Raw genomic sequence first — 20,319 nt, forward strand, 5'->3', positions numbered from 1 at the left:
GTGCGCTGCCGTCGGAGTTGGCGGTGATTGCCTACGAGAGGCCGAGAGCTGCCCGTGCGCGGCCGATCAGACGCCGCGCCGGGGACCCGTATTCGGCGGATTCGGCGAACCAGTCCCATGCCCGCTCGTACAGCGCCACGTCCTCGTCGCCGGTCAGCCAGAGCTCCTCGCTGATGGTCTCCACGATGACCAGCCGACGGTCGTAGATCCAGAACGCGTGCGGCACCGTGCGACGAAGCTGCGCGCCGAACGGGATGATCCCGAGTTCGACGCGCTTTTGACCGACGAGGTTGTAGAGGCGGTCGAGCTGCTCGGCCATCACGTCGGCCGGGCAGGGACGGTGGTACAGGGCGGCCTCGCAGACAAGGAAACGGAATGTCTTCTCCGGGTCGTACAGGGCCTCTTGTCTGCGCATCCGGCGTTCGACGGCCGCGTCGGTGGTCGAGGGGATGCCACGGAACTCGGCGAGCGAGTCGAAGACCACGCGTGCGTACTCGGGTGTCTGGAACAAGCCGGGGACGCGGGAGACTTCGAGGCCGCGGATCTGCCGGGTGTTCTCGGTGAGCCGTACGGCGATCTCCTGCCGTCCCCGGTGGCCGCCGGCCAGTTGCTTGCGCCAGGACCGGTTGCGCTGCTTCATGTCCAGGCCGGCCAGCAGCCCGTGCAGTTCGCCCTCGGTGTCCAGCCGGTCGACGGCGCCCGCCCACGCGGTCAGATCGTCACGGGTGGGGGTCTGCTTGCCGTTCTGCATGCGGCTGACCTTCGACGTCTGCCAGCCGAGGCGGGCGGCGAGTTCCTTGCCCGCCAGCCCTGCCTCGGTGCGCAGCTCGCGCAGCCGGGCACCAAGAGCTTCACGAGCCGTCTGGAAGTCGGTGGTCACACGGTCGAAGCTACCCCGCGAGCGAACTCCCGTGTGGGCACGGCGTGCTGCCAGGCGGCGTCCCGGGCCTGGCAGGCCGCGAGTACCTCGGCGGGGTCCTCGGTGACGTACACGCCGAGGGTGACATCGTCCTCGTCGAAGGCGAACCGGGCCACGGTCTTCGAGTCGAACAGCCAGAAGTCGTCGTCGGGCAAACGCAGCCGCGCCGCCTGCGCCCGGGTCAGGTTGCGGATGTCCTCGCCGACGGCGACGTTGGCCGGCGCGCACGCGAGCAGGAACCGCTGGCCCTCGGTGGCCGGCTCGTCGACCAGGCGCACCCGTTCGAACCGTTTCCCGGCCGCCGTCTGCTCGGCGACGTTCTCCAGCCACCCGCTGGCCCCGGCGGAGATGTCCTCGCCTGCCTGCCAGCGCGTCCACTTGGGGCCGCGCCGGTCGGAGGCGTACCCGCGGCGGGTCTCCAGCCGCCAGGCCGTGTGCCGGTACTCGCGGAAGAGGTGGGAGATCGCCGAGAACGGCCGGAGCTCGGGAGCCGGACTCCTCGGCGCACAGCGGACGAGGAGGCTACGGGGGACGCGGACGAACGCCTCAGAGGGCTTCACGTCCCGCAACCGCGCCAGGTGCCGGGGGTCGGCCTCGCGATCGCCCTGGACGAGGATCTCGTCGGTGCCCTCGATCTCGTACAGGGTGGGACAGTCGCCTTCGTCACTGGTCGTACCGATGAGCCTGAGAGCCATGCCGTCTCCGTCTCCAGTTGGCGGTCGGGGTCCCAGAATGCGCGGAATGGACGCGGTGGCGCCGTGCGATTGCGGGAGATTGCGCCCGGCCACGCGAGATCAGCGATTGCGTGCAAGCCGCTGCCGCGCGGGAGCCCGCGCGGGATCCGGACGCGCGGGTCACCCGTAGGGCCCTCCTGAACCGGCTGGGCGCCCTGGACTGCCGTTAGGGTGGCCGACGTGTCATACACAGATCCGGAATCCGAACTCCCGCGGCAGCGTCGTTCCTGGCGGGTGCCGATCGTTGTGGCCGGTGGGGCGCTGGTGGTCGGGGGGATGGTCGGGTGGGGGGTGTACGCGGCGGGCGGGGGGTCGGCCGAGAAGGAGGGCGCGGCGAAGCCGGTGGTGCGGAGTTCGCCGTCCGGCGCGCCGAGCGCCGATGACAAGGCGGCCGCGCCGCTCAAGGGCAAGGTCGTGGTCATCGACCCCGGGCACAACGTGGACAACTTCCGGCACACGGCCGAGATCAACCGCCCGGTGGATGTCGGCAACGGCCGCAAGGAGTGCGACACCACCGGTACCTCCACGAACGACGGTTACGCCGAGGCGCGGTTCACGCTCGATGTGGCGCACCGGCTGCGCGCGCTGCTGGAGCGGCAGGGTGCCACCGTGCGGCTGACCCATGACGAGAAGGGCCCGGACTGGGGGCCCTGCGTGGACGAGCGGGCGGAGATCGGCAACAAGGCGCACGCGGACGCGGCGATCTCGATCCACGCCGACGGTGCGCCGGTGGGCGACCGGGGCTTCCATGTGATCCTGCCGGGCGCCGTGCACGCGGGCGGCGCCGACACCCGGCCGATCGTCGGGCCCTCGCGCGAGCTGGGTGAGCGCGTCGCGGCGGACTTCCGGCGGGTGACCGGGGAGCCGCCGTCCAACTACATCGGCCACGGCACCGCGCTCGACACCCGCACGGACCTCGGCGGTCTCAATCTGTCAACGGTTCCCAAGGTGTTCATCGAGTGCGGGAACATGCGCGACGGCACGGACGCCGCCCTGCTGACCAGCGGCTCCTGGCGGCAGAAGGCCGCGCAGGGGATGTCTGAGGGAATCGTGAGTTTCCTGCGCGAGTCCTGACCGGGGCCTCGACCAGCCGGACAGCCGGATCTTGCGGACGGTAGGGTCTAGCGACGACGAGACGACTCACGAAGGACCTGAAGTGAACATCCGCTCCCTCACTAGAGGCGACGGCGTGGTGATCGGAGCAGCGGTGTTGCTGTTCATCGCGTCGTTCCTCGATCTCTACTCCTACTCGGCCGCCGGATACTCGGGCAGCCAGAGTGTGTGGGACAACCTCGGGACGGGCCTCGGCACGTACATGGGGGCCGTCATCGGGGCCGTACTGATCGTGCTCAACCGCTGCCTGCCGCAGCCGCGCAAGGTGCTCGGCCTGGATCTCGGCGTGGTGGGCACGGCATTCACGATCCTCTCCGCCTGGACCCTGTTCTGGACGCTGGTGGATGTGCAGAACGGGGTCGACGCGGGCGCCGGGCTGGTGCTCGGGTTCATCGCCGCGCTGGTCCTCGCCGGTGCCGCCGTCGCCACCCCGCTGGTCCCGGCGCTCCAGGGCGCGCTGGTCCCGGCGCCCAAGCCGGTCGCGCCGAGCCCGTACGGCGCGCAGCCGCCCGCCGGTTACGGCTACCCGGGCGCCCAGGGTGCCCCGCAGCAGCCGTACGGCGCCCAGCCGCAGCAGGGGCAGCCGTACGGATCGCCGCAGCCGGCGCCCGCGGGGGGTGCCGCGCCGCAGCAGGCCGCTCCGGCGGACTTCTCGCCGTTCTGGTTCGCGGTGCCGGTGACCCGTCCGCTGTTCGGGGAGGACGGTTCGCCCGCCCCGATCGCCGAACTGGCGCCGGGTACCTGGTACTTGGCGGTCGAGCAGCGTGGCGCCACGCTGATCGCCCAGACCCAGGACGGCCGTCGCGGCGTGCTCCAGGACACCTCGGGCATCCAGCGCGGCTGAGCAGCCACACCCAGGGCCACGGCCCCTCGCCCTTCCGGGTGGGGGGCCGTTGTCGTACAGTCGCCTCCCGGACCGGATAACTGACGGTACGTCAGGAGGGGTTCGTATGCGGCTCGGTCTCGCGCTCGGGTACTGGGGACGCGGCCCGGACGCCGCCCATGTGCCGCTCGCGCAGGAGGCGGAACGGCTCGGTTACGACTCCGTGTGGACGGCCGAGTCCTGGGGCTCGGACGCCTTCACCCCGCTCACCTGGATCGCTGCGCGGACCTCGACGATCAAGCTGGGTACGGCCGTTGCCCAGATGGCGGCGCGCTCCCCGGCCACCACCGCGATGCACGCGCTCACCCTGGACCACCTCTCCGGCGGGCGGATGATGCTGGGGCTCGGGCTGTCCGGGCCGCAGGTGGTGGAGGGCTGGTACGGCCGACCGTTCCCGGCGTCGCCGCTGACCGCGACCCGGGAGTACGTGGACGTCGTACGGCAGGTGCTGCGCCGCACCGCGCCGGTGTCGCTGGACGGGCGGTTCCATCCGCTGCCGTACCGGGGCCCGGACGGCACCGGGCTGGGCAGGCCGCTCAAGCCGATCACGCATCCGCTGCGGGCCGGGCTCCCCGTGCTGCTCGGCGCGGAGGGCCCCCGGAACGTGGCGCAGACGGCGCGGATCGCCGACGGCTGGCTGCCGCTGTACTGGGCGCCGGACCGGCCCGAGGTGTACGGCGAGGCGGTGCGGGACCTGCCCGCGGGGTTCCGGGTGGCGCCCATGGTCCGGGCGAAGGTGTGCGACGACGTGGCCGCGGGGCTGCTGCCGGTGAAGGCGATGCTCGGCTTCTACATCGGCGGCATGGGGCACGCCTCCCGGAACTTCCACGCCGACCTGATGGCCCGGATGGGATACCCCGAAGCGGCCCGCCGGATACAGGAGTTGTTCCTGGCGGGGCGGCGCGAGGAGGCGGTGCTCGCCGTACCGGACGCCTTCGCCGACGAGATCTCGCTGGTCGGCCCCCGCGCCCGGATCGCGGAGCGGCTGGAGTCATGGCGCAGGGGCCCGGTGACCGACCTGCTGGTCCTGTCACCTGACCCCTGCACACTCCGCGTGCTGGCGGAGCTGAACTCCTAGATTCTCCCAGGGACTTACTGACCGCCACTGCGAAGGTCGCTCGGCGAGGGCACCTTGTTCTGGACCGGGGCGCCCGCGCCCTTCCCGGCGTCCTTCACGTTGTTGATGACGTTGTTGAAGTCGCTCGCCGCGCCGGTGTCACCGTGCCGCAGCTTGGCCGGCAGGTCCTTCAGGTTCTCGATGCTCTTGCTCAGCGGCGCGAGGGCCTTGGAGAGCAGCGGGTCGCCCTTGGCGTTGCGCTCGGCGGCCTTCAGCCGGTTGTAGGTGAACAGACCGGCGACACCGGCCTTCACCAGGGCCAGCCTGCGGCCATGGGCACCCTTCTTGAACTTGCCCGCCTTCCACGGCTTGTAGATCCACTCGTAGGTGGCACCGGCCGCGAGGCCCGCGTTCGCCACGAACCTGGTCTTGGCGAACCGCTGCTTCTCGGCGGAGGTGGTGGGGCTGGGCTCGGCCGCGGGCTGGTTCAGCGCCGCGGCGGTGACCGCCGTCTTGGTGTGGGTGTGGGAACCGGCGTTGCTGTTTCCGCAGGCCGTGCCACCGGCCACCAGGGCGCAGCACACGGCCAGCGCCAGGCAGAGACGCCGTATCGGTACAGGCACGAGGTCCTCCCGACGTGTCTTTCCGAGTGGGGAGCTTCCTTCTCCACCGTCACTCCGCAGGCGCGGTTACGCCACTCGGGGGAAACGCCGGGGGGACGGCGCCGACGACGGACGGGTCAGCAGCAGTCCGGGTCCAGGCCCGCCGGGAGGTACATGCCGCCGAAGACCGCGCAGGTCGCCTCGTGACCGCCGAGCGCGGCGACCGCGAGCAGCAGGGAACCCGCCGTCCAGGTGGTCAGTTCGCGCGGCCAGATCGCCTCGTCGTCGAAGACGTAACCCGTCCAGTACAGACCGGAGTCGGCGTCCCGCAGATGCTGCACGGACTTGAGGATCTCCAGGGCCCGGTCCGACTCCCCCACCGCCCACAGCGCGAGCGCCAGTTCGCAGGACTCGCCGCCGGTCACCCAGGGATTGGGTACGACACAGCGCACCCCGAGGCCCGGTACGACGAACCGGTCCCAGGACTCGGCTATCCGCGCCTCGGCCTCCGCGCCGGTCAGGGCGCCGCCGAGGACCGGGTAGTACCAGTCCATCGAGTAGCGGTCCTTGTCCAGGAACCGCTCCGGGTGCCTGCGGATCGCGTGCCGCAGCGCGCCGGCCGCCAACTCCCAGTCCGGCTGCGCCTCTTCACGCTGCTCGGCGATGGCGAGCGCACAGCGCAGCGCCTGGTGGATGGAGGAACTGCCGGTGAGCAGCGCGTCCGTGGCGGGCGTCCCGTCCGCGTCGCGCCGCCAGCCGATCTGCCCGCCGGGCCGCTGGAGGCCGAGCACCCACTCCACGGCCGCGTAGACGCAGGGCCACATGCGGTCGAGGAAGGTGTCGTCGCCCGTGGACAGGTAGTGGTGCCAGACGCCGACGGCTATGTACGCCACGAAGTTGGACTCGCGGGCGCGGTCGGTGACCTCGTCATGGGCGCCGTCCGCGTAGGCCGCGTACCAGGAGCCGTCCTCGTTCTGGTGCCGGGCGAGCCACCGGTAGGCGCGCTCGGCGGCCTCGTGCTCACCGGCCGCGTCCAGGGCCATCGCGGCCTCGGTGTGGTCCCAGGGGTCCAGGTGGTGGCCCCGGAACCACGGGATCGCGCCGTCCTCCCGCTGTACCGCGAGGATGCCGCGTACGGTCGCGGCGGCCTGCTCGGCGGTGAGGACTCCGGGCAGGACGAGGTGTTCTGTCCGGGGGGTGGTCACTGGGCGGCCGCCTCCTCGGCGAGCCGGGGCAGGTGCGGCTTGGTCGCGTAGACCACGAAGCTCTTGCCCATCACCGGGTTGAGGGTGCGCTCGGCGAGCCGGGTGGCCAGCGGCTTCTTCATGATGTCCCAGACCAGGAGCTTGTGGTACGCGCGCACCGGCAGCGCCTTGTCGTTGTCGACGCCGAAGGCGCACTTCAGCCACCAGTACGGGGCGTGCAGGGCGTGCGCGTGGTGGCTGCCGTAGGGCTTCAGACCGGTTTCGCGGACCTTCGCCACCAGCTCGTCCGCCTTGTAGATGCGGATGTGGCCGCCCTCGACCTCGTGGTAGGCGTCGGACAGCGCCCAGCAGACCTTCTCCGGGCCGTAGCGGGGCACGGTGATCGCGATCCGGCCGCCGGGGCGCAGCACGCGCACCATCTCGGCGAGCACGCCCTTGTCGTCGGGGATGTGCTCCATCACCTCGGAGATGATCACCACGTCGAACGAGTCGTCCGGGAACGGCAGCGCCAGCGCGTCGCCCTCCATCGCGGTCGCGGTGGCGCCCTCGGGGGCCTCGCCGGCCTCCTTCATCGCCGCGAACCACTTGGTGACCTCGCGGATCTCCTCGGGGTTCTGGTCGAGGGCCACGACCTGGGCGCCGCGCCGGTAGCACTCGAACGCGTGCCGGCCGGCTCCGCAGCCGAGGTCCAGGACGCGGTCTCCCGGGGCGATGGGGAACCGGGAGAAGTCGACGGTCAGCACGTGGCCCTGCTTTCGGGATAGACGCTGGTGTCACTCGGGGAGGCCGTGGAAACGGCGGCCACCGAAGGGGCCGCGGAGCGGCCGGGAGTCTCGGGCGCGGGGCGGCGGGGGCCCGCGGCAAGGGCGCCGGACGCGGGCGCGGAGCGGGCGATGGCCTCGCGGTACCGGGCCACAGTGCCCTGGGCCGCCCGGGCCCAGGTGAAGTTGGCAGGCCCGCCGCCAGCGCCCCCGCGTCGCCGGGCGGCACCGCGAGGCAGGTCTCGCCGTCGCGGCCCGCGACCTCGGGGATCGCGCCGCCGGTCGTGGCGAGCAGCGGTGTCCCGGTGGCCATGGCCTCCGCGGCGGGCAGCGAGAACCCCTCGTACAGCGAGGGCACGCAGGCGACCTCGGCGGAGCGGATCAGGTCGACCAGTTCGGCGTCCGAGATGCCCTTGACGAACTCGACGGCGCCGTCGAGGCCGTACCGTTCGATCGCCTGGGCGACCGGACCCTCCTCGGGGCGCTTGCCGACGACGACGAGATGCGCGGCCGGGTGCTCGGTGCGCACCTTGGCCAGCGCCTCCACGAGGAACACCAGCCCCTTGAGCGGCACATCGGCGCTGGAGGTGGTGACGATCCGCCCCGGCACCTCGGGCACCGCCGGATTCGGCGCGAACAGATCGGTGTCGGCGCCGATGTGCACCACGTGGATACGGTCCTGCCGCACCCCGAGATGGTCGACGATCTCCTGCCGGGAGCTGCCGGAGACGGTGAGCACCGAGGGCAGCCGGCGCGCGACCCGCTTCTGCATCCGGGTGAAGGCGTACCAGCGGCGCACCGCGTACCGGCGCCCCCGCCCCTCGGCCGCGTCCAGCTCCAGCCGCCGGTCCACGGTGATGGGGTGGTGGATGGTGGTGACCAGCGGCGCGCCGACGTCGCCGAGGAGGCCGTAGCCGAGGGTCTGGTTGTCGTGGACGACGTCGAAGTCGCCGCGCCGGGCCCGCAGCATCCGGCGGGCGCGCAGCGAGAAGGTGAGCGGCTCGGGGAAGCCGCCGGTCCACATCGTGCCCACTTCGAGGGCGTCGATCCAGTCCCGGTACTCGCCGCGGCCGGGGGTGCGGAAGGGGTCGGGCTGGCGGTAGAGGTCGAGGCTCGGCAGCTCGGTCAGGGTGAGCGAGGGGTAGCCCTCGTCGAGCACGGGGTACGGCTGGGAGCCGATGACCTCGACGCGGTGTCCGAGGCGGGCCAGCTCGCGCGAGAGGTGCCGTACGTAGACGCCCTGCCCGCCGCAGAACGGGTTCCCTTTATAGGTGAGGAGCGCGATGTCGAGCGGTCGCTCCCCGTCGGCGGCGAAGTCCTCACGGGCACCCGCTTCCCGGGCCTCGGCGGTCACTCTGTGCCCCCTTCTGCCTGCACTGTCCCGCGAGACTACGACGGGACGCTAATCTAGAACAAGTTTCAGACTTGATCGTTCGAGAGCCTCTGAATCTACCGGCAGGTAGGGGTGCTGTGAGCAGTGGATCAGGTGATTCGCGCCACGGCGCGCGGCCCTGCCATGCTGTCTGATCACGTGCCCTGCCGACCCCCTCACCGATTGTCACGGAACGGGACCCATGCCCCCGGAAGCCAGTACGTCGCGCACTCCCTCGTCGCCCCTCACGGAGCGTCAGGAAGCCCGCCGTCGCCGGATCCTGCACGCGAGCGCGCGGCTGGCGGGCCGGGGTGGGTTCGACGCGGTGCAGATGCGCGAGGTGGCCGAGTCCTCCCAGGTGGCCCTGGGCACGCTGTACCGGTACTTCCCGTCCAAGGTGCATCTGCTGGTGGCCACCATGCAGGACCAGCTGGAGCGGATGCACGGCACCCTGCGCCGCAAGCCGCCCGCCGGTGACACCGCCGCCGAGCGGGTCGCCGAGACCCTGATGCGGGCCTTCCGGGCCCTGCAGCGCGAGCCGCATCTGGCCGACGCCATGGTCCGCGCGCTGACCTTCGCGGACCGCAGCGTCAGCCCCGAGGTGGACCAGGTGTCCCGGCAGACCACGGCGATCATCCTGGACGCGATGGGCCTGGACGACCCGAGCCCCGAGCAGCTCTCGGCCGTGCGGGTCATCGAGCACACCTGGCACTCGGCCCTCATCACCTGGCTCTCCGGCCGTGCCTCCATCGCCCAGGTGAAGATCGACATCGAGACGGTCTGCCGGCTGATCGATCTGACCACCCCGAAGGAGTAGCGGGGGCCCGCTCACTCCTCGGGCGGGAACACCGGCTCCCCGCTGCCCCGCAGGGTGATGGAGATGGCCTCCGCGGGGCAGGTCTCGGCCGCCGCGAGGACGGGTTCGGCGGCGTCGGTGTCGGGGTCCACCGGGTGGGACTGGCGGGCGGAGTCGAGGCGGAAGCGGCCCGGCGCGTGGTGCAGGCACTGGCCCGAGCCGATGCACAGGGACCGGTCGACCTCGATGTGCCAGCGGTCGGCCATGGCTCACGCACCCGCCGGGAGGTGGATCATCTTGTGCTCCAGATAGGCGCCGTACCCCTCGGGCCCGAACTCCCGCCCGATCCCGGAGTTCTTGTAGCCGCCGAAGGGGCCCAGCATGTCCAGGCTGAAGGTGTTGACGCTGTAGGTGCCGGTGCGCACCCGGCGGGCGACCTCGATGCCGCGCTCGACGTCGGAGGTCCATACGCTGCCGGAGAGGCCGTACTCGGAGTCGTCGGCGATCCGTACGGCCTCCCGCTCGTCGCCGTACGGCAGCAGGCAGATGACCGGCCCGAAGATCTCCTCGCGGGCGATCCGCATGGCGTTGTCGACGCCCCCGAACAGGGTCGGCTCGACGTACCAGCCGCGCTCAAGCCCTGCCGGACGGCCGCCGCCCGCGAGGACCTTGGCGCCCTCCTCCTGGCCGACGCGGATGTAGTCGAGGCTGCGCGCCTGCTGGCGGCGGGCGACCAGCGGGCCGACCTGGGTGGCGGGGTCCAGCGGGTCGCCGACCACGAGGCCGGCCGCGGCGCGGGCGAAGGCGTCGGCGAACTCGTCGTAGCGGGCGCGCGGCACGAGGATGCGGGTCTGGGCCACGCAGGCCTGCCCGTTGTTCATCCAGGCCGCCGGTACGATCCCCGCGACCGCCGTCGCGAGGTCCGCGTCGGGTAGCACGATCGCGGCCGACTTGCCGCCCAACTCCAGGGTGACCCGGGTGAGTTGCCGGGCCGCGACCGCCATCACCCGCTTGCCGGCCGCGACCGACCCGGTGAAGGAGACCTTGTCCAGGCCGGGGTGTCCGACCAGGTACTCGCTGACCTCCCGGTCGGCGGGCAGGATGGACAGGACCCCCTCGGGCAGTCCGGCCTCGCGGGCGATCTCGCCGAGCAGATAGGCGTCCAGCGGGGATTCCGGGGACGGTTTGAGTACGACGGCGCAGCCGGTCAGCAGCGCGGGCGCGAGCTTGGCGGCGGCGACGAACTGGGGCACGTTCCACGGCACCACGGCCGCCACCACCCCGACCGGCTCGCGGCGCACCAGCAGCGGCCCGAGGGCGCCGTCGCGCCGCTCCTCGTACACGTACTCCCGGGCCACGCGGATCGCCGAGTCCCACACCATCATCGCGCCGAGCGCCTGGGCGAGGACGCTCCAGGAGTACGGGGAGCCGTTCTCGGCGGAGATCACCCGGGCGATCTCCTCGTGCCGGGCGGCGATGCCGTCCTTGATCCGGGTGACGACGCCGATCCGCTCCTCGGGGGTCATGCGCGGCCAGGGACCCTCGTCGAAGGCCAGGCGCGCCGCGGCCACCGCCCGGTCCACGTCCGCGCGCGAGGCGTGCGGGACCCGGCCGATGACCTCCTCGGTGTGCGGGGAGATCACCTCGATGACGTCCTCGCCCAGCGGCTCGGTCAACTCCCCGCCGATGTACAGCTTTCCGTGTTCCACGAGCCCGGTCATGGCTGCCTCCCAGCGCGCCGCCTGCCGCACACTACTTTCTGACGATGCATCAGAACTGATATCAGTTCCAGTAATAGTGGGCAATGGTCGGGTCGGAGACCGGCGGGCAAAGGGGCGGACCATGGCGCGGACGTTCGATCACGGCGGGGGCGTGCGGTCGATCCGGGTGCCCATCCCGGACAACCCGCTGGGCTACACGCTGGTGTACGTGGTGGACACCGACCGGGGGCCGGTGCTCGTCGACACCGGCTGGGACGACCCCGGCTCCTGGGACGCCCTGGTGGCGGGCCTCGACGCGTGCGGCACCGGGGTGGCGGAGGTGACCGGGGTGGTCGTCACCCATCACCACCCGGACCACCACGGGCTGTGCGGGCGGGTGCGCGAGGCGTCCGGGGCGTGGGTGGCGATGCACGCGGCGGACGCGGCGATCGTGCGCAGGACCCGCGAGGCGCGGCCCGAGCGGTGGTACGCGTACATGGCCGCCAAGCTGACGGCGGCGGGGGCGCCGCGAGAGCAGGTGGCGCCGCTGCGGGCGGCCGCGGCGGGCGGGCGGGAGCTGCCCCGGTTCTCCCCCGCGCCGCCGGACCGGGAGATCGTCCCCGGTGAACTCCTCGACCTGCCGGGCCGCCGGCTGCGCGCGATCTGGACCCCGGGGCACACCCCCGGCCATGTCTGCCTGCATCTGGAGGAGGAGCATCCGGGCGAACTCCCGGGCCGGGGGCGGCTGTTCAGCGGGGACCACATGCTCCCCGGGATCACCCCGCACATCGGCCTGTACGAGGATCCCGAGGACGCGACCGTGACCGATCCGCTCGGCGACTACCTCGACTCCCTGGAGCGGGTCGGCCGCCTCGGCCCCGCGGAGGTGCTGCCCGCGCACCGGCACGCCTTCACCGACGCGCCCGCCCGGGTACGGGAGCTGCTGGACCACCACGAGGAGCGGCTGCGGGGTCTCCTCGCCCTGCTCGCCGTCCCGCTCACTCCCTGGCAGCTGGCCGAGCGCATGCGCTGGAACCGCCCCTGGGCCGACATCCCGCCCTCCTCCCGCACCATCGCCGTCTCGGAGGCCGAGTCCCATCTGCGCCATCTGCTCAAGCAGGGCCGGGTGGAGCCGGTGCCGGGGAGTGATCCGGTGACGTACGCGGCGGTGTGAATTCCCTTCGCGGGCGGGGCGCTCGGGCTGGTACACAGGCGCATGGACCCCGTGCAGCGGCTTCTCGCCGAGCGCGCCTGTGAGCGCCTGATCCTGGAGTTCGTCCACCGCCTCGACCTCGGTGAACCGGCGGCGGTGGCCGAGCTGTTCACCGAGGACGGCAGCTGGGAGTGGCCCCCGCCCGGGGACGGGCGCGCGGTGCGGGGCCGGGCGGCGCTCGGGGAGTACTTCGGTGGCCGTCCCGCCGACCGGCTCTCCCGGCGGCTGATGTCCAACGTCCTGGTCACGGTCGCCTCCCCGGACACGGCCACGGCGGTGTCGTACTTCTCCACCCACCGCGTCGACGGCTGGACCGGCGGCCTGGTGCCCGCCGGGCCGCCGGTGCAGATCGGGCACTACGAAGACCGGTTCCGCCGCACCGGCGGGCGCTGGCTGCTCGCCTCCCGGGTGCTCCGCCTGCCCTTCGGCGGCCCTACACCCAGGGTTTGAGGCCGGTCAGGAAGTCGCGTTCGGTGGCTGTCAGCGGGGGGCCCGGCAGGGTGGGCAGCGGGGGGCCGGTGAGGGCGTGCAGCAGGGCGTCGGGGTGGAAGAGGCGGGCGGGCGAGGTGCGCAGGGTGGTGACGTCCCAGAGGGCGCAGGCCGCGGTGTAGGAGCCGGTGGCCGCGTGGTTCAGGCGCCGGGAGTAGGCGGCGGCCAGCCGGTCCCCGAGCGTCGGACGGCCGCCCTCCACCCCCGGGTAGAGCACATCGGTGCTGACGGCCGCCGTCCACGCGCCCCGTGCCGCCCGGGCCACCGCCCGCTGCACCGACCGGGCCAGCCCCGGCGCCTCGATGCCGTGCTCGCGCACCGCCCGGGCGAGCGCGCGGGCGCCGAGCGCGGCGGCGGACATGCCCTGCCCGTAGATCGGGTTGAACGTGGCCGCCGCGTCCCCGATCGCCACCAGGCGCTCCGGCCATCGGCGCGCGTCCTCCAGATACCGGCGGGAGTTGCTGGTGCTGCGGCTGACGTGCACCGGGCCGAGCGGCTCGGCGGCCTCGATCAGCCGGCCCACCAGGGGGCTCGGCAGGTTCAGCGCGTAGGCGACGAAGGCGTCCGGGTCCTTCGGAGGCTCGCTGCCCCGCATCCCGCCGAGGCTGACCATCCACCTGTCGTCCTCGATCGGCACGATCATGCCGCTGCGGCCGGGCCGCCCGCTCCAAGGGTCGGCCTGCACCAGGGTCATCGGCCAGTCCGGGGCGCCGGGCGGGACGCGGTAGACGCGGGTGGCGTTGGCCAGGCCGCTGTCGACATGGCGCTCGCGGATGCCGCCCACGCCGAGGACGTCGAGCCAGGGCAGCAGCCGGGTGCCCCGGCCGCTCGCGTCCACCACCCAGTCGGCGTCCAGGTCCTCGGGCGGGCCGCCGCCGATGCCGGCCAGCCGTACGCCGGTCACTCGGCGGGCGCTGCCGCGCAGCCCGCTCACCCGGGCGCGGCGCACCGTGACCCGCGGGTTCGTGTCCAGCACCGCCCGGCGCACGCCCCATTCGAGCAGCGGCCTGCTCGCGGTCATGGTGATGAAGGTGCGGTGCCGCCAGCGCCGGAACCAGCCCGTCGGGCCGAGCGCCAGCAGGTCCGAGCTCAGCGCCGTCTCCCTGGCCCCGGCCGCCACCAGCCGCCCGCGCAGGTCGGCCCCGGGGAGCAGTTCCTCCATCACCGCCATGCCGCCGGGCATCAGCAGATGGGCGTGCCGGGACTGCGGCACCCCCCTGCGGTGCCGGGGCGCCTCGGGCAGCTCGTCGTGGTCGAGTACGACGACCTCGGCCACGGCGGGCTCGAGCGCGGCGGCGGCGAGCAGACCGGCCGGACCGGCCCCGATGACAACGGCTCTTCGTGCGTTCACGGTTCCCCATTCTTCTGGTGAGACGTCCGGTGGGACGTCCGGTGACACGTGCGCATGGACATCGCTTGCGGCGCCCGCGCCGGGCGGGCGGGCGCCTCGGCCCGGGCCCCCTCAGCTGCGGGCGGTCCGTGCCGTGCCCTCCCGGGCCGCCCTGACGATCGGCGATCCGGCCAACGCCCTTGCCAGCCGCACCAGTTCACCGGTGTCGGAGAAGAGCGCGGTGTGCAGCCGGGACCCGCCCTCCGGGCCGGGGCTCTGCGGGGGCCGCGGCCGCCCCGCCTGCCGGGCGGCGTCCACGACCATCGCGGCCGCCGCGATGAAGTGCGCCTCGCCCGGCGGGCTGCCCTGGCCGCGGGCCTGCCGGTACGCCGTCTCGCGCACCCGGCCGTCGCAGCGGGACTGGAGGGCGAGCAGCGCGTCGAGGATGCGCAGCTCGCGGTAGTAGAGCCGGCCGCGTGGCAACTGCCAGCGCGGCGGGGCGGGTTTGGCCGCGGTCGGCACGTCCCGCAGCTCCGCCCACAGGGGGCCGAGCGCCCGGTAGTCCCAGATGCTGCGCCACTGGGCGAGGGTCGCGGGCAGCAGCCGGGGCAGCACGAAGCCCGCCGCGCACAGCAGGGCGCCCAGCGCGGCGGCGCGCGGGGCGAGCCCGGTGGACAGCCGGTCCAGGTCGTACCCCGCCCAACGGGCCACGACCGCCGTCGACTTGGCGCACTCGAAGCCGAGCACGTCCACGACCAGGCCCGCCATGATGAGCCGCAGCCCGGTCCGCAGGATCCCGGTCACCTCCCGGGACCAGCGCAGACACACATAGGTGGTGATCACCGCGCAGGCGCCGTGCCCGAGCAGGTACAGCACGATCATCTCGCGCATGTACGGCGTGTTCGCGTAGTAGGTGTCGAGGTCCCGCAGCCGTTCGACGGGCGCGTGGGCGAGCGCGAACAGCGTGATGACGGCGATGATCGTCAGGCTGTACACGGTGGCCACCCGCACCACCTGGCTCCGCACCCGGTCGGCGGGCCCCCCGCGCCAGTTGATCAGCAGGATCAGCAGGGAGGCGCTGTAGGCGGAGATGACGCTGTAGGTCATCGGGGCGCCGAAGTTGGGGACATGGGTGAGGTCGTTGACCGCGCCCAGGGTGACGGGGGCCGAGCAGAAGAAGCAGAGCCCGCCGAGGAAGATCGACACACAGGTGGAGGCGGTCAGCGGGTCCCGCAGGGCGAGGCGCGGTCGGCGGAAGATCAGCAGGGCGGTCACGGTGAACAGGCTCGCCACCGTGTACACGATCAGGCTCATGGTGCGGCGGGCCCCCTCAGCACACGGCCAGGGCGCGGTCGCCGCTGCCCTCGGCGAGGGCGTCGGAGACGCGCAGCAGCACCGGGAGGTCGGGCCGGTCGGCGAGCCGTACGACCGGGTCCGCCCGCTCCTCGTACGGCGCCCGGACGGCGGCGGCGATGACGGCGGCCCACGCGGCGGCCTCCGCCCGCTGCGGGTCGGCGCCGGCCCGGACCCGCTCGGCGTACGTCTGCCGGTACAGGCCCTCGTCCAAGTGGCGCCCCAAGTAGTGCAGTCCGTTGTAGATGGAGCTCTGCCGCCAGGTCAGCCAGCGGGTGGCGGAGGGCCACCGCGGGCGCGGCGCGCGCAGGCTCTCGCGGGTGAGCAGCCCGGTCAGCGTCCGCTCCAGCGGGCCGAGGCGCGCGTACGCCCGCCAGCAGCGCGCCCGGACGGCCAGGAAGGGGGCGAGCAGCGGGATCACGATGCCGACCACGGTGATCGCGGCCCCGAGTCCGGCGCAGGCCGCCGGGAAGGTCGTGGCGAGCACGGACCAGTCCCGGCCGCACCAACGGGCGGCCACGGCCAGCAGTTTGGCCACGCTGTAGCCGCAGCCGACGAGGTTGCCGACGCCCATCGTCACCAGGCCCGCGCGCAGCGCGCCGCGCAACTGCCGGGCCCAGGACAGGGAGCGGCACGCGGTGAACGCGACGGCGGTCAGATGCGCGCCGAGGTACAGGACGATCATCTCGGCGATGTACGGCGTGGTGGCGTAGTACGTGTCGAAGTCCGTACGGCGCTCCACGGCCGCGTCGCCGAGCAGGAACAGGGCGGCGATGCCCGCGAGTACGGCGGTGTAGCCGAGGGTCCAGCGGCGGATCGCGCGCCCGGTGCCGGGGCCGCCGCGCCAGCGCATGACGAGCGCGAGGGAGGCGGCGCCGTACGCGGTGACGGTTCCGTACGTCAGCGGGGCGGCGAGGTTGGGCACGCCGCTGGTGTCGTTGACGAAGCCGACCGTGCCGGGGGCGCCGAGCAGGAAGCACAGCGAGGAGAGGGCCAGCGCGGCGCTGAGGGTGAGCAGGAAGGGGTCCCGCCAACGGCGCGCCAGATCGGGTGCCTTGGTCAGCAGCCCGAGCCAGAGCAGCCCGCAGCTGGCGTAGTTGATCAGGTCGCTCATCTGGCTCCGCGGTAGTTGAGGGCCGCGCCGATGCGTCCGGCGAGGTCGTCGTGGCCGGAGGTGTGCGCCGCGTACACGGAGTCGGGGGAGGCTTTCAGCCAGGGCCGCAGCCGGTCGCCGATCAGCATGCCGAACAGGTCGGCGCGCTGCTCCGCGGCCTCCAGGAAACGGGTGCGGGCGGCGGTCGCCACGGTGCCGTCGGCCCCGGCGGGCGCGGGCGCGGTCTCGGTGTGCGCGGCGCGGTGAGCGGGGTCGTCGTCGGCCATGTGCCACAGCTCGTGGCCGAGGATCACGAGCTTCATCCAGGGCGGGGCGTCGGCCTCGATGACGATGTCGTCGCGGTCGGCGCGCTCGATCCACAGTCCGGTCGCGGAGGTCCCCGGCGGAAAGTTCGCCTGATGGACGACGATGGGGCGACCGCGCCAGCGGATCGCGGATTCGACCAGGGCGGCCAGCAGATCGCCGGGGTCGGCGGGGATCGACACGCGCAGGGGGTCGATCAGCTCGTTGGCGAACCGGCGCATCTTCCTGGTTGTCCGCACCATTCCCCCGGAGGCTGCGAGCGGTCACGTCTGACCGCAATATGCCAACTCCGCGCCGCTCGGGCCACCTTCACCCGTGGGGCCCGGCCGACACAAACGCGACGTACCTCGCCAACGGGGCACCGCCCGGCCCGCCCCCTGGCCGAAACAACCACTCCGCGCCCCGGCCCGGCACCCCTACTTTCAGCCAACACGAAAGTGCCCTCAGGCCCGTTGTGTCACCCCGCGTATCAAATCCCCTGCCGCGCCCAGGAGTTCCGTCTCCTCCCTACTCATCGTCGGATTCTCCGCCCTGCGCCGCAACGCCTCCACGAGCCCCTCCTCGGTGAGCCGGGAGGGGTCGGCGAGCAGCGCGCCGAGCAGGGCGCGGGCCGGTCCGGCGAGACCGGTGGAGCCCACGGCGACCTGGCCGAGGATGACCGCGGACATGCCCCAGTCCAGACCCGGGTGCCCGTCCCGCGCGTTGGACCAGTCGATGACACGGGGTCCGTCCGGGGTGAGCATCACGTTGTCGGGGTGCAGATCCAGGTGCAGCACCCGCGCCCCCGGATCGGCCGGGTCCCGCCCGGGCAGGGCGTGCAGCCGCCGCAGCAGCCCGGCGAGCAGCGCGCCCGCCTCCGCCGGGTCCACCCGGCCCTCGACGAGGGCGGCGAGCAGGGTCGGGCCGGACAGCCGCTCCAGGACCAGCTCGGTGCGCGAGCCGGTGGGGCGCACGCGGGGCACCGGATAGCCGTGCCGTCGTACGTACGTCATCACGGCCGCCTCGGCCGCCGCGTCCCCCCAGCCCTCGCGGTCGCGGCGCAGCACCCACGCGCCGTCGATCTCGTAGATGTCGGCCGTGCGACCCGAGCCGAGGAGCTTTCCCGGTGTTGTCATGGCCGTGACCCTAATCACCGTCCCGGTGTGCTCACGGGCACTCGCCGGGTCCCGTGGGGCTGCCGGTAAAGTGGCGGGGTCGTCATCACACCCGTACGGGGGGAAGCCGGTGCAATTCCGGCGCTGACCCTTCCCCAGTCCTCGGCTTCGCTCGGATCGGGGAGACCCCGATCCGTGAGCCGTTCCACCAGGAACCGGTGAGCCGGAACGCCCCCGGGGCGGACGTGACCGGCTCGCGTGCGTCGGCCACTCGCCGCGCACGGCACCGTCGAGGTATACGGAGTCGAGCCGCCCGGGTCCCCTCCCGTGCGCTGCCCGGCTCCCCGCAGGGAGAGGCAGTCGCCGACCATGAACGTCCGCCGCAATGCCGCGGCTCTCGCCGCCATAGGCGTGCTGGCAGCCGCCGCACCCGCCGTGGCCGCCGGCCCGTCCCCTTCCCCCAAGGCATCGGTCCCGGCCGGTCTCTACGGCACGTCGGACCCCACGTACGACGGTGTGTGGCGCCAGTCGCTCACCCTCGTCGCCCAGCGCACCCTCGGCTACCGCCCGGCCACCGCCGCCGTCGACTGGCTCACCGGCCAGCAGTGCGCGAACGGCTCCTTCGCCGCCTTCCGCGCCACCCCCGCCGCGTCCTGCGACGCCAAGACCATGGTGGACACCAACAGCACGGCCGCCGCGATCCAGGCCCTGCACGCGACCGGCGGCCACGACGCCGCCGTCACCAAGGCCGTGGACTGGCTGAAGTCCGTGCAGAACAAGGACGGCGGCTGGGGCTACAACCCCGGCAGCCCGAGCGACACCAACTCCACCTCGGTCGTCGTCGGCGCGCTCGCCGCGACCGGCGCCGACCCGGCGGGCGTCCGCAAGGGCGGCAAGTCCCCGTACGACGCGCTGGCCACCTGGTCGATCCCCTGCGACCAGGACGGCGGCGGCGCGCTGGCCTACCAGCCGGACAAGAAGGGCAAGCTGGCCGCCAACGCGGACGCCACCGCCGCCGGTGTGACCGCCGCGCTCGGCAAGGGCTTCGTGGCGGAGACCGGCAAGGCCCCGGCGTCGGACGCCTGCGCCAAGGCCGGCCACCCCACCCCGGCTCAGCTCGCCGACAACGGCGGCGCGTACCTGGCGGCCGCGGTCGCCAAGACCGGCCACCTGATGTCCGTGCTGCCCGGCGCCACGGACCAGCCCGACTACGGCAACACCGCCGACACCGTAGTCGCCCTCGCCGCCGACGGACGGACCGCGGCGGCGAAGAAGGCGTACGCCTTCCTGGAGAAGAGCGCGGGCCCCTGGGCCGCGCGGACCGGCCCGGCGGCGTACGCCCAGCTGATCCTCGCCGCGCACGCCGTCGGCGCCCAGCCCGGCGACTTCGGCGGCACCAGCCTCGTCACCTCCCTCAACGCCCTCGGCCCCGAGCCGCGGATGGGGGCCGCCGAGAAGCAGGCCAAGGCGTCCGACGGCACCTCGCACGCCGGGGTCTGGTGGAGCGTCGGCATCTGCCTGGTCGCGGGCATCGGCATCGGCTTCCTGGTCAGCACCCGCAAGAAGCAGCAGCCGTGACCGCCGTCCGCCGTGCCGTGCCGGTGCTGCTGGCCGCGCTCGCCCTGCTGCTCGGCACGGGCGCCGGGCAGGCGGCGGCCACCGGGTACCGCTACTGGTCGTTCTGGGAACGCTCCGGCGACCACTGGACGTACGCCACCCAGGGCCCCTCGCTCGCCCGCCCCGAGGACGGCGCCGTGGAGGGCTTCCGCTTCTCCGTGAGCGCCGACTCCGGCGACGCGAGCAAGCCGCGCGGTACGGCGGACTTCGCCACGATCTGTTCCGGCACGGCCGCCGAGGCGGGCACGAAGCGGGTGGCGCTGGTCATCGACTTCGGCGTCCCGGCGGACGCGCCGTCCGGTGAGACCCCGCCGGCCCGGCGCACGGCGTGCGCGCGCGTCGCGCCGTCGGCCTCCGCCGCGGAGGCGCTGGCCGCGGTGGCCAAGCCGCTGCGGTACGACACGAACGCGCTGCTGTGCGCGATCTCCGGGTATCCGCGCACGGGGTGCGGGGAGCAGGTGTCGTCGGGGAGCGCGCCGCTGACGACTCCGGGCCATACGGAGAACCGGACGTCCTCCTCCGGCGGCCCGTCGCTGGGGCTGCCGATCGGGGCCGGCGTCGTGGCTCTCCTGGCGGGCGCGGCGGTGTGGCAGTCGCGTCGACGCCGGTGACTCCGTCGGATCGGCCGGTGGGGCGCGCGGTTCCTCATGGGCGGGAGGGTGTC

20 protein-coding genes and 1 pseudogene are annotated in these 20,319 nt (G+C 73.3%); 8 read left to right on the forward strand and 13 right to left on the reverse strand.

Annotated elements, in window-relative coordinates:
• Positions 1-31: 31 nt before the first annotated feature.
• The gene (locus tag ACLF5H_RS23100) at positions 32-880 is read right to left on the reverse strand and encodes a helix-turn-helix domain-containing protein (RefSeq protein WP_421677926.1); all 849 of its coding nucleotides are present in this window, start codon (positions 878-880) and stop codon (positions 32-34) included.
• Complete coding sequence (locus tag ACLF5H_RS23105; protein WP_421677927.1) at positions 877-1,614, reverse strand: DUF6879 family protein; 738 nt, start codon at positions 1,612-1,614, stop codon at positions 877-879. The genes ACLF5H_RS23100 and ACLF5H_RS23105 overlap by 4 nt, the downstream gene beginning before the upstream one ends.
• A 219-nt stretch (positions 1,615-1,833) precedes the next feature.
• Between ACLF5H_RS23105 and ACLF5H_RS23110 the strand changes: the two genes are divergently transcribed.
• The 3 genes from ACLF5H_RS23110 to ACLF5H_RS23120 all read left to right on the forward strand — a co-directional run bounded on the left by ACLF5H_RS23110 (position 1,834) and on the right by ACLF5H_RS23120 (position 4,727).
• Positions 1,834-2,727: an N-acetylmuramoyl-L-alanine amidase gene (locus ACLF5H_RS23110; protein WP_421677928.1), complete on the forward strand. Its 894-nt coding sequence runs from the start codon at positions 1,834-1,836 to the stop codon at positions 2,725-2,727.
• A gap of 115 nt (positions 2,728-2,842) precedes the next feature.
• Positions 2,843-3,610: a hypothetical protein gene (locus ACLF5H_RS23115; RefSeq protein WP_421677929.1), complete on the forward strand. Its 768-nt coding sequence runs from the start codon at positions 2,843-2,845 to the stop codon at positions 3,608-3,610.
• 106 nt (positions 3,611-3,716) lie between these two features.
• Positions 3,717-4,727, forward strand: coding sequence for an LLM class F420-dependent oxidoreductase (locus ACLF5H_RS23120; protein ID WP_421677930.1), 1,011 nt, complete (start codon positions 3,717-3,719; stop codon positions 4,725-4,727).
• Positions 4,728-4,741: 14 nt separating this feature from the next.
• Here the strand turns inward: ACLF5H_RS23120 and ACLF5H_RS23125 are convergent, their stop codons facing one another.
• The 4 genes and pseudogenes from ACLF5H_RS23125 to ACLF5H_RS23140 all read right to left on the reverse strand — a co-directional run bounded on the left by ACLF5H_RS23125 (position 4,742) and on the right by ACLF5H_RS23140 (position 8,628).
• Positions 4,742-5,329, reverse strand: a complete 588-nt coding sequence (locus ACLF5H_RS23125; protein ID WP_421677931.1) for a hypothetical protein — start codon at positions 5,327-5,329, stop codon at positions 4,742-4,744.
• A 116-nt stretch (positions 5,330-5,445) separates the two neighbouring features.
• Positions 5,446-6,513: a prenyltransferase gene (locus ACLF5H_RS23130; protein ID WP_421677932.1), complete on the reverse strand. Its 1,068-nt coding sequence runs from the start codon at positions 6,511-6,513 to the stop codon at positions 5,446-5,448.
• Positions 6,510-7,256, reverse strand: coding sequence for a class I SAM-dependent methyltransferase (locus tag ACLF5H_RS23135; RefSeq protein ID WP_421677933.1), 747 nt, complete (start codon positions 7,254-7,256; stop codon positions 6,510-6,512). The genes ACLF5H_RS23130 and ACLF5H_RS23135 overlap by 4 nt, the downstream gene beginning before the upstream one ends.
• Positions 7,250-8,628 (reverse strand): annotated as a pseudogene (locus tag ACLF5H_RS23140) (glycosyltransferase). The gene ACLF5H_RS23135 and the pseudogene ACLF5H_RS23140 overlap by 7 nt, the downstream one beginning before the upstream one ends.
• Positions 8,629-8,848: 220 nt before the next feature.
• Here ACLF5H_RS23140 and ACLF5H_RS23145 point away from each other — a divergent pair.
• Positions 8,849-9,463, forward strand: coding sequence for a TetR family transcriptional regulator (locus tag ACLF5H_RS23145; protein ID WP_421677934.1), 615 nt, complete (start codon positions 8,849-8,851; stop codon positions 9,461-9,463).
• 11 nt (positions 9,464-9,474) lie between these two features.
• Here the strand turns inward: ACLF5H_RS23145 and ACLF5H_RS23150 are convergent, their stop codons facing one another.
• Both ACLF5H_RS23150 and ACLF5H_RS23155 read right to left on the reverse strand, forming a co-directional pair.
• Positions 9,475-9,708: a ferredoxin gene (locus ACLF5H_RS23150; protein ID WP_421677935.1), complete on the reverse strand. Its 234-nt coding sequence runs from the start codon at positions 9,706-9,708 to the stop codon at positions 9,475-9,477.
• 3 nt (positions 9,709-9,711) lie between these two features.
• Complete coding sequence (locus ACLF5H_RS23155) at positions 9,712-11,163, reverse strand: aldehyde dehydrogenase (RefSeq protein WP_421677936.1); 1,452 nt, start codon at positions 11,161-11,163, stop codon at positions 9,712-9,714.
• 121 nt (positions 11,164-11,284) lie between these two features.
• Here ACLF5H_RS23155 and ACLF5H_RS23160 point away from each other — a divergent pair, with 121 nt between their 5' ends.
• Together ACLF5H_RS23160 and ACLF5H_RS23165 are read left to right on the forward strand one after the other, a co-directional pair.
• Complete coding sequence (locus ACLF5H_RS23160) at positions 11,285-12,316, forward strand: MBL fold metallo-hydrolase (protein WP_421677937.1); 1,032 nt, start codon at positions 11,285-11,287, stop codon at positions 12,314-12,316.
• Between the two features lie 42 nt (positions 12,317-12,358).
• Complete coding sequence (locus tag ACLF5H_RS23165) at positions 12,359-12,805, forward strand: nuclear transport factor 2 family protein (protein WP_421677938.1); 447 nt, start codon at positions 12,359-12,361, stop codon at positions 12,803-12,805.
• On the opposite strand, the gene ACLF5H_RS23170 is transcribed toward ACLF5H_RS23165, so the two are convergent.
• From ACLF5H_RS23170 to ACLF5H_RS23190, 5 genes are all read right to left on the reverse strand, one after another.
• Positions 12,789-14,195 (reverse strand): NAD(P)/FAD-dependent oxidoreductase, encoded by a 1,407-nt coding sequence (locus ACLF5H_RS23170; protein WP_421677939.1) that lies wholly within the window; start codon positions 14,193-14,195, stop codon positions 12,789-12,791. The two genes, ACLF5H_RS23165 and ACLF5H_RS23170, sit on opposite strands and share 17 nt — an antisense overlap.
• A gap of 111 nt (positions 14,196-14,306) precedes the next feature.
• Positions 14,307-15,488: an MAB_1171c family putative transporter gene (locus ACLF5H_RS23175; protein WP_421677940.1), complete on the reverse strand. Its 1,182-nt coding sequence runs from the start codon at positions 15,486-15,488 to the stop codon at positions 14,307-14,309.
• Positions 15,489-15,504: 16 nt separating this feature from the next.
• Entirely contained in the window at positions 15,505-16,641 is a 1,137-nt protein-coding gene (locus ACLF5H_RS23180) for a DUF6545 domain-containing protein (RefSeq protein WP_421677941.1), read from the reverse strand.
• Positions 16,638-17,183, reverse strand: a complete 546-nt coding sequence (locus ACLF5H_RS23185) for a toxin (protein ID WP_421677972.1) — start codon at positions 17,181-17,183, stop codon at positions 16,638-16,640. The genes ACLF5H_RS23180 and ACLF5H_RS23185 overlap by 4 nt, the downstream gene beginning before the upstream one ends.
• 204 nt (positions 17,184-17,387) lie before the next feature.
• Complete coding sequence (locus tag ACLF5H_RS23190; protein ID WP_421677942.1) at positions 17,388-18,059, reverse strand: phosphotransferase family protein; 672 nt, start codon at positions 18,057-18,059, stop codon at positions 17,388-17,390.
• A 348-nt stretch (positions 18,060-18,407) separates the two neighbouring features.
• Between ACLF5H_RS23190 and ACLF5H_RS23195 the strand changes: the two genes are divergently transcribed.
• Both ACLF5H_RS23195 and ACLF5H_RS23200 read left to right on the forward strand, forming a co-directional pair.
• Positions 18,408-19,616 (forward strand): prenyltransferase/squalene oxidase repeat-containing protein, encoded by a 1,209-nt coding sequence (locus tag ACLF5H_RS23195; protein ID WP_421677943.1) that lies wholly within the window; start codon positions 18,408-18,410, stop codon positions 19,614-19,616.
• The gene (locus ACLF5H_RS23200; RefSeq protein ID WP_421677944.1) at positions 19,613-20,266 is read left to right on the forward strand and encodes an SCO2322 family protein; all 654 of its coding nucleotides are present in this window, start codon (positions 19,613-19,615) and stop codon (positions 20,264-20,266) included. The genes ACLF5H_RS23195 and ACLF5H_RS23200 overlap by 4 nt, the downstream gene beginning before the upstream one ends.
• Positions 20,267-20,319 lie beyond the last annotated feature (53 nt).

This window comes from Streptomyces sp. LaBMicrA B280, from assembly GCF_049222185.1.
Lineage (GTDB): Bacteria > Actinomycetota > Actinomycetes > Streptomycetales > Streptomycetaceae > Streptomyces > Streptomyces murinus.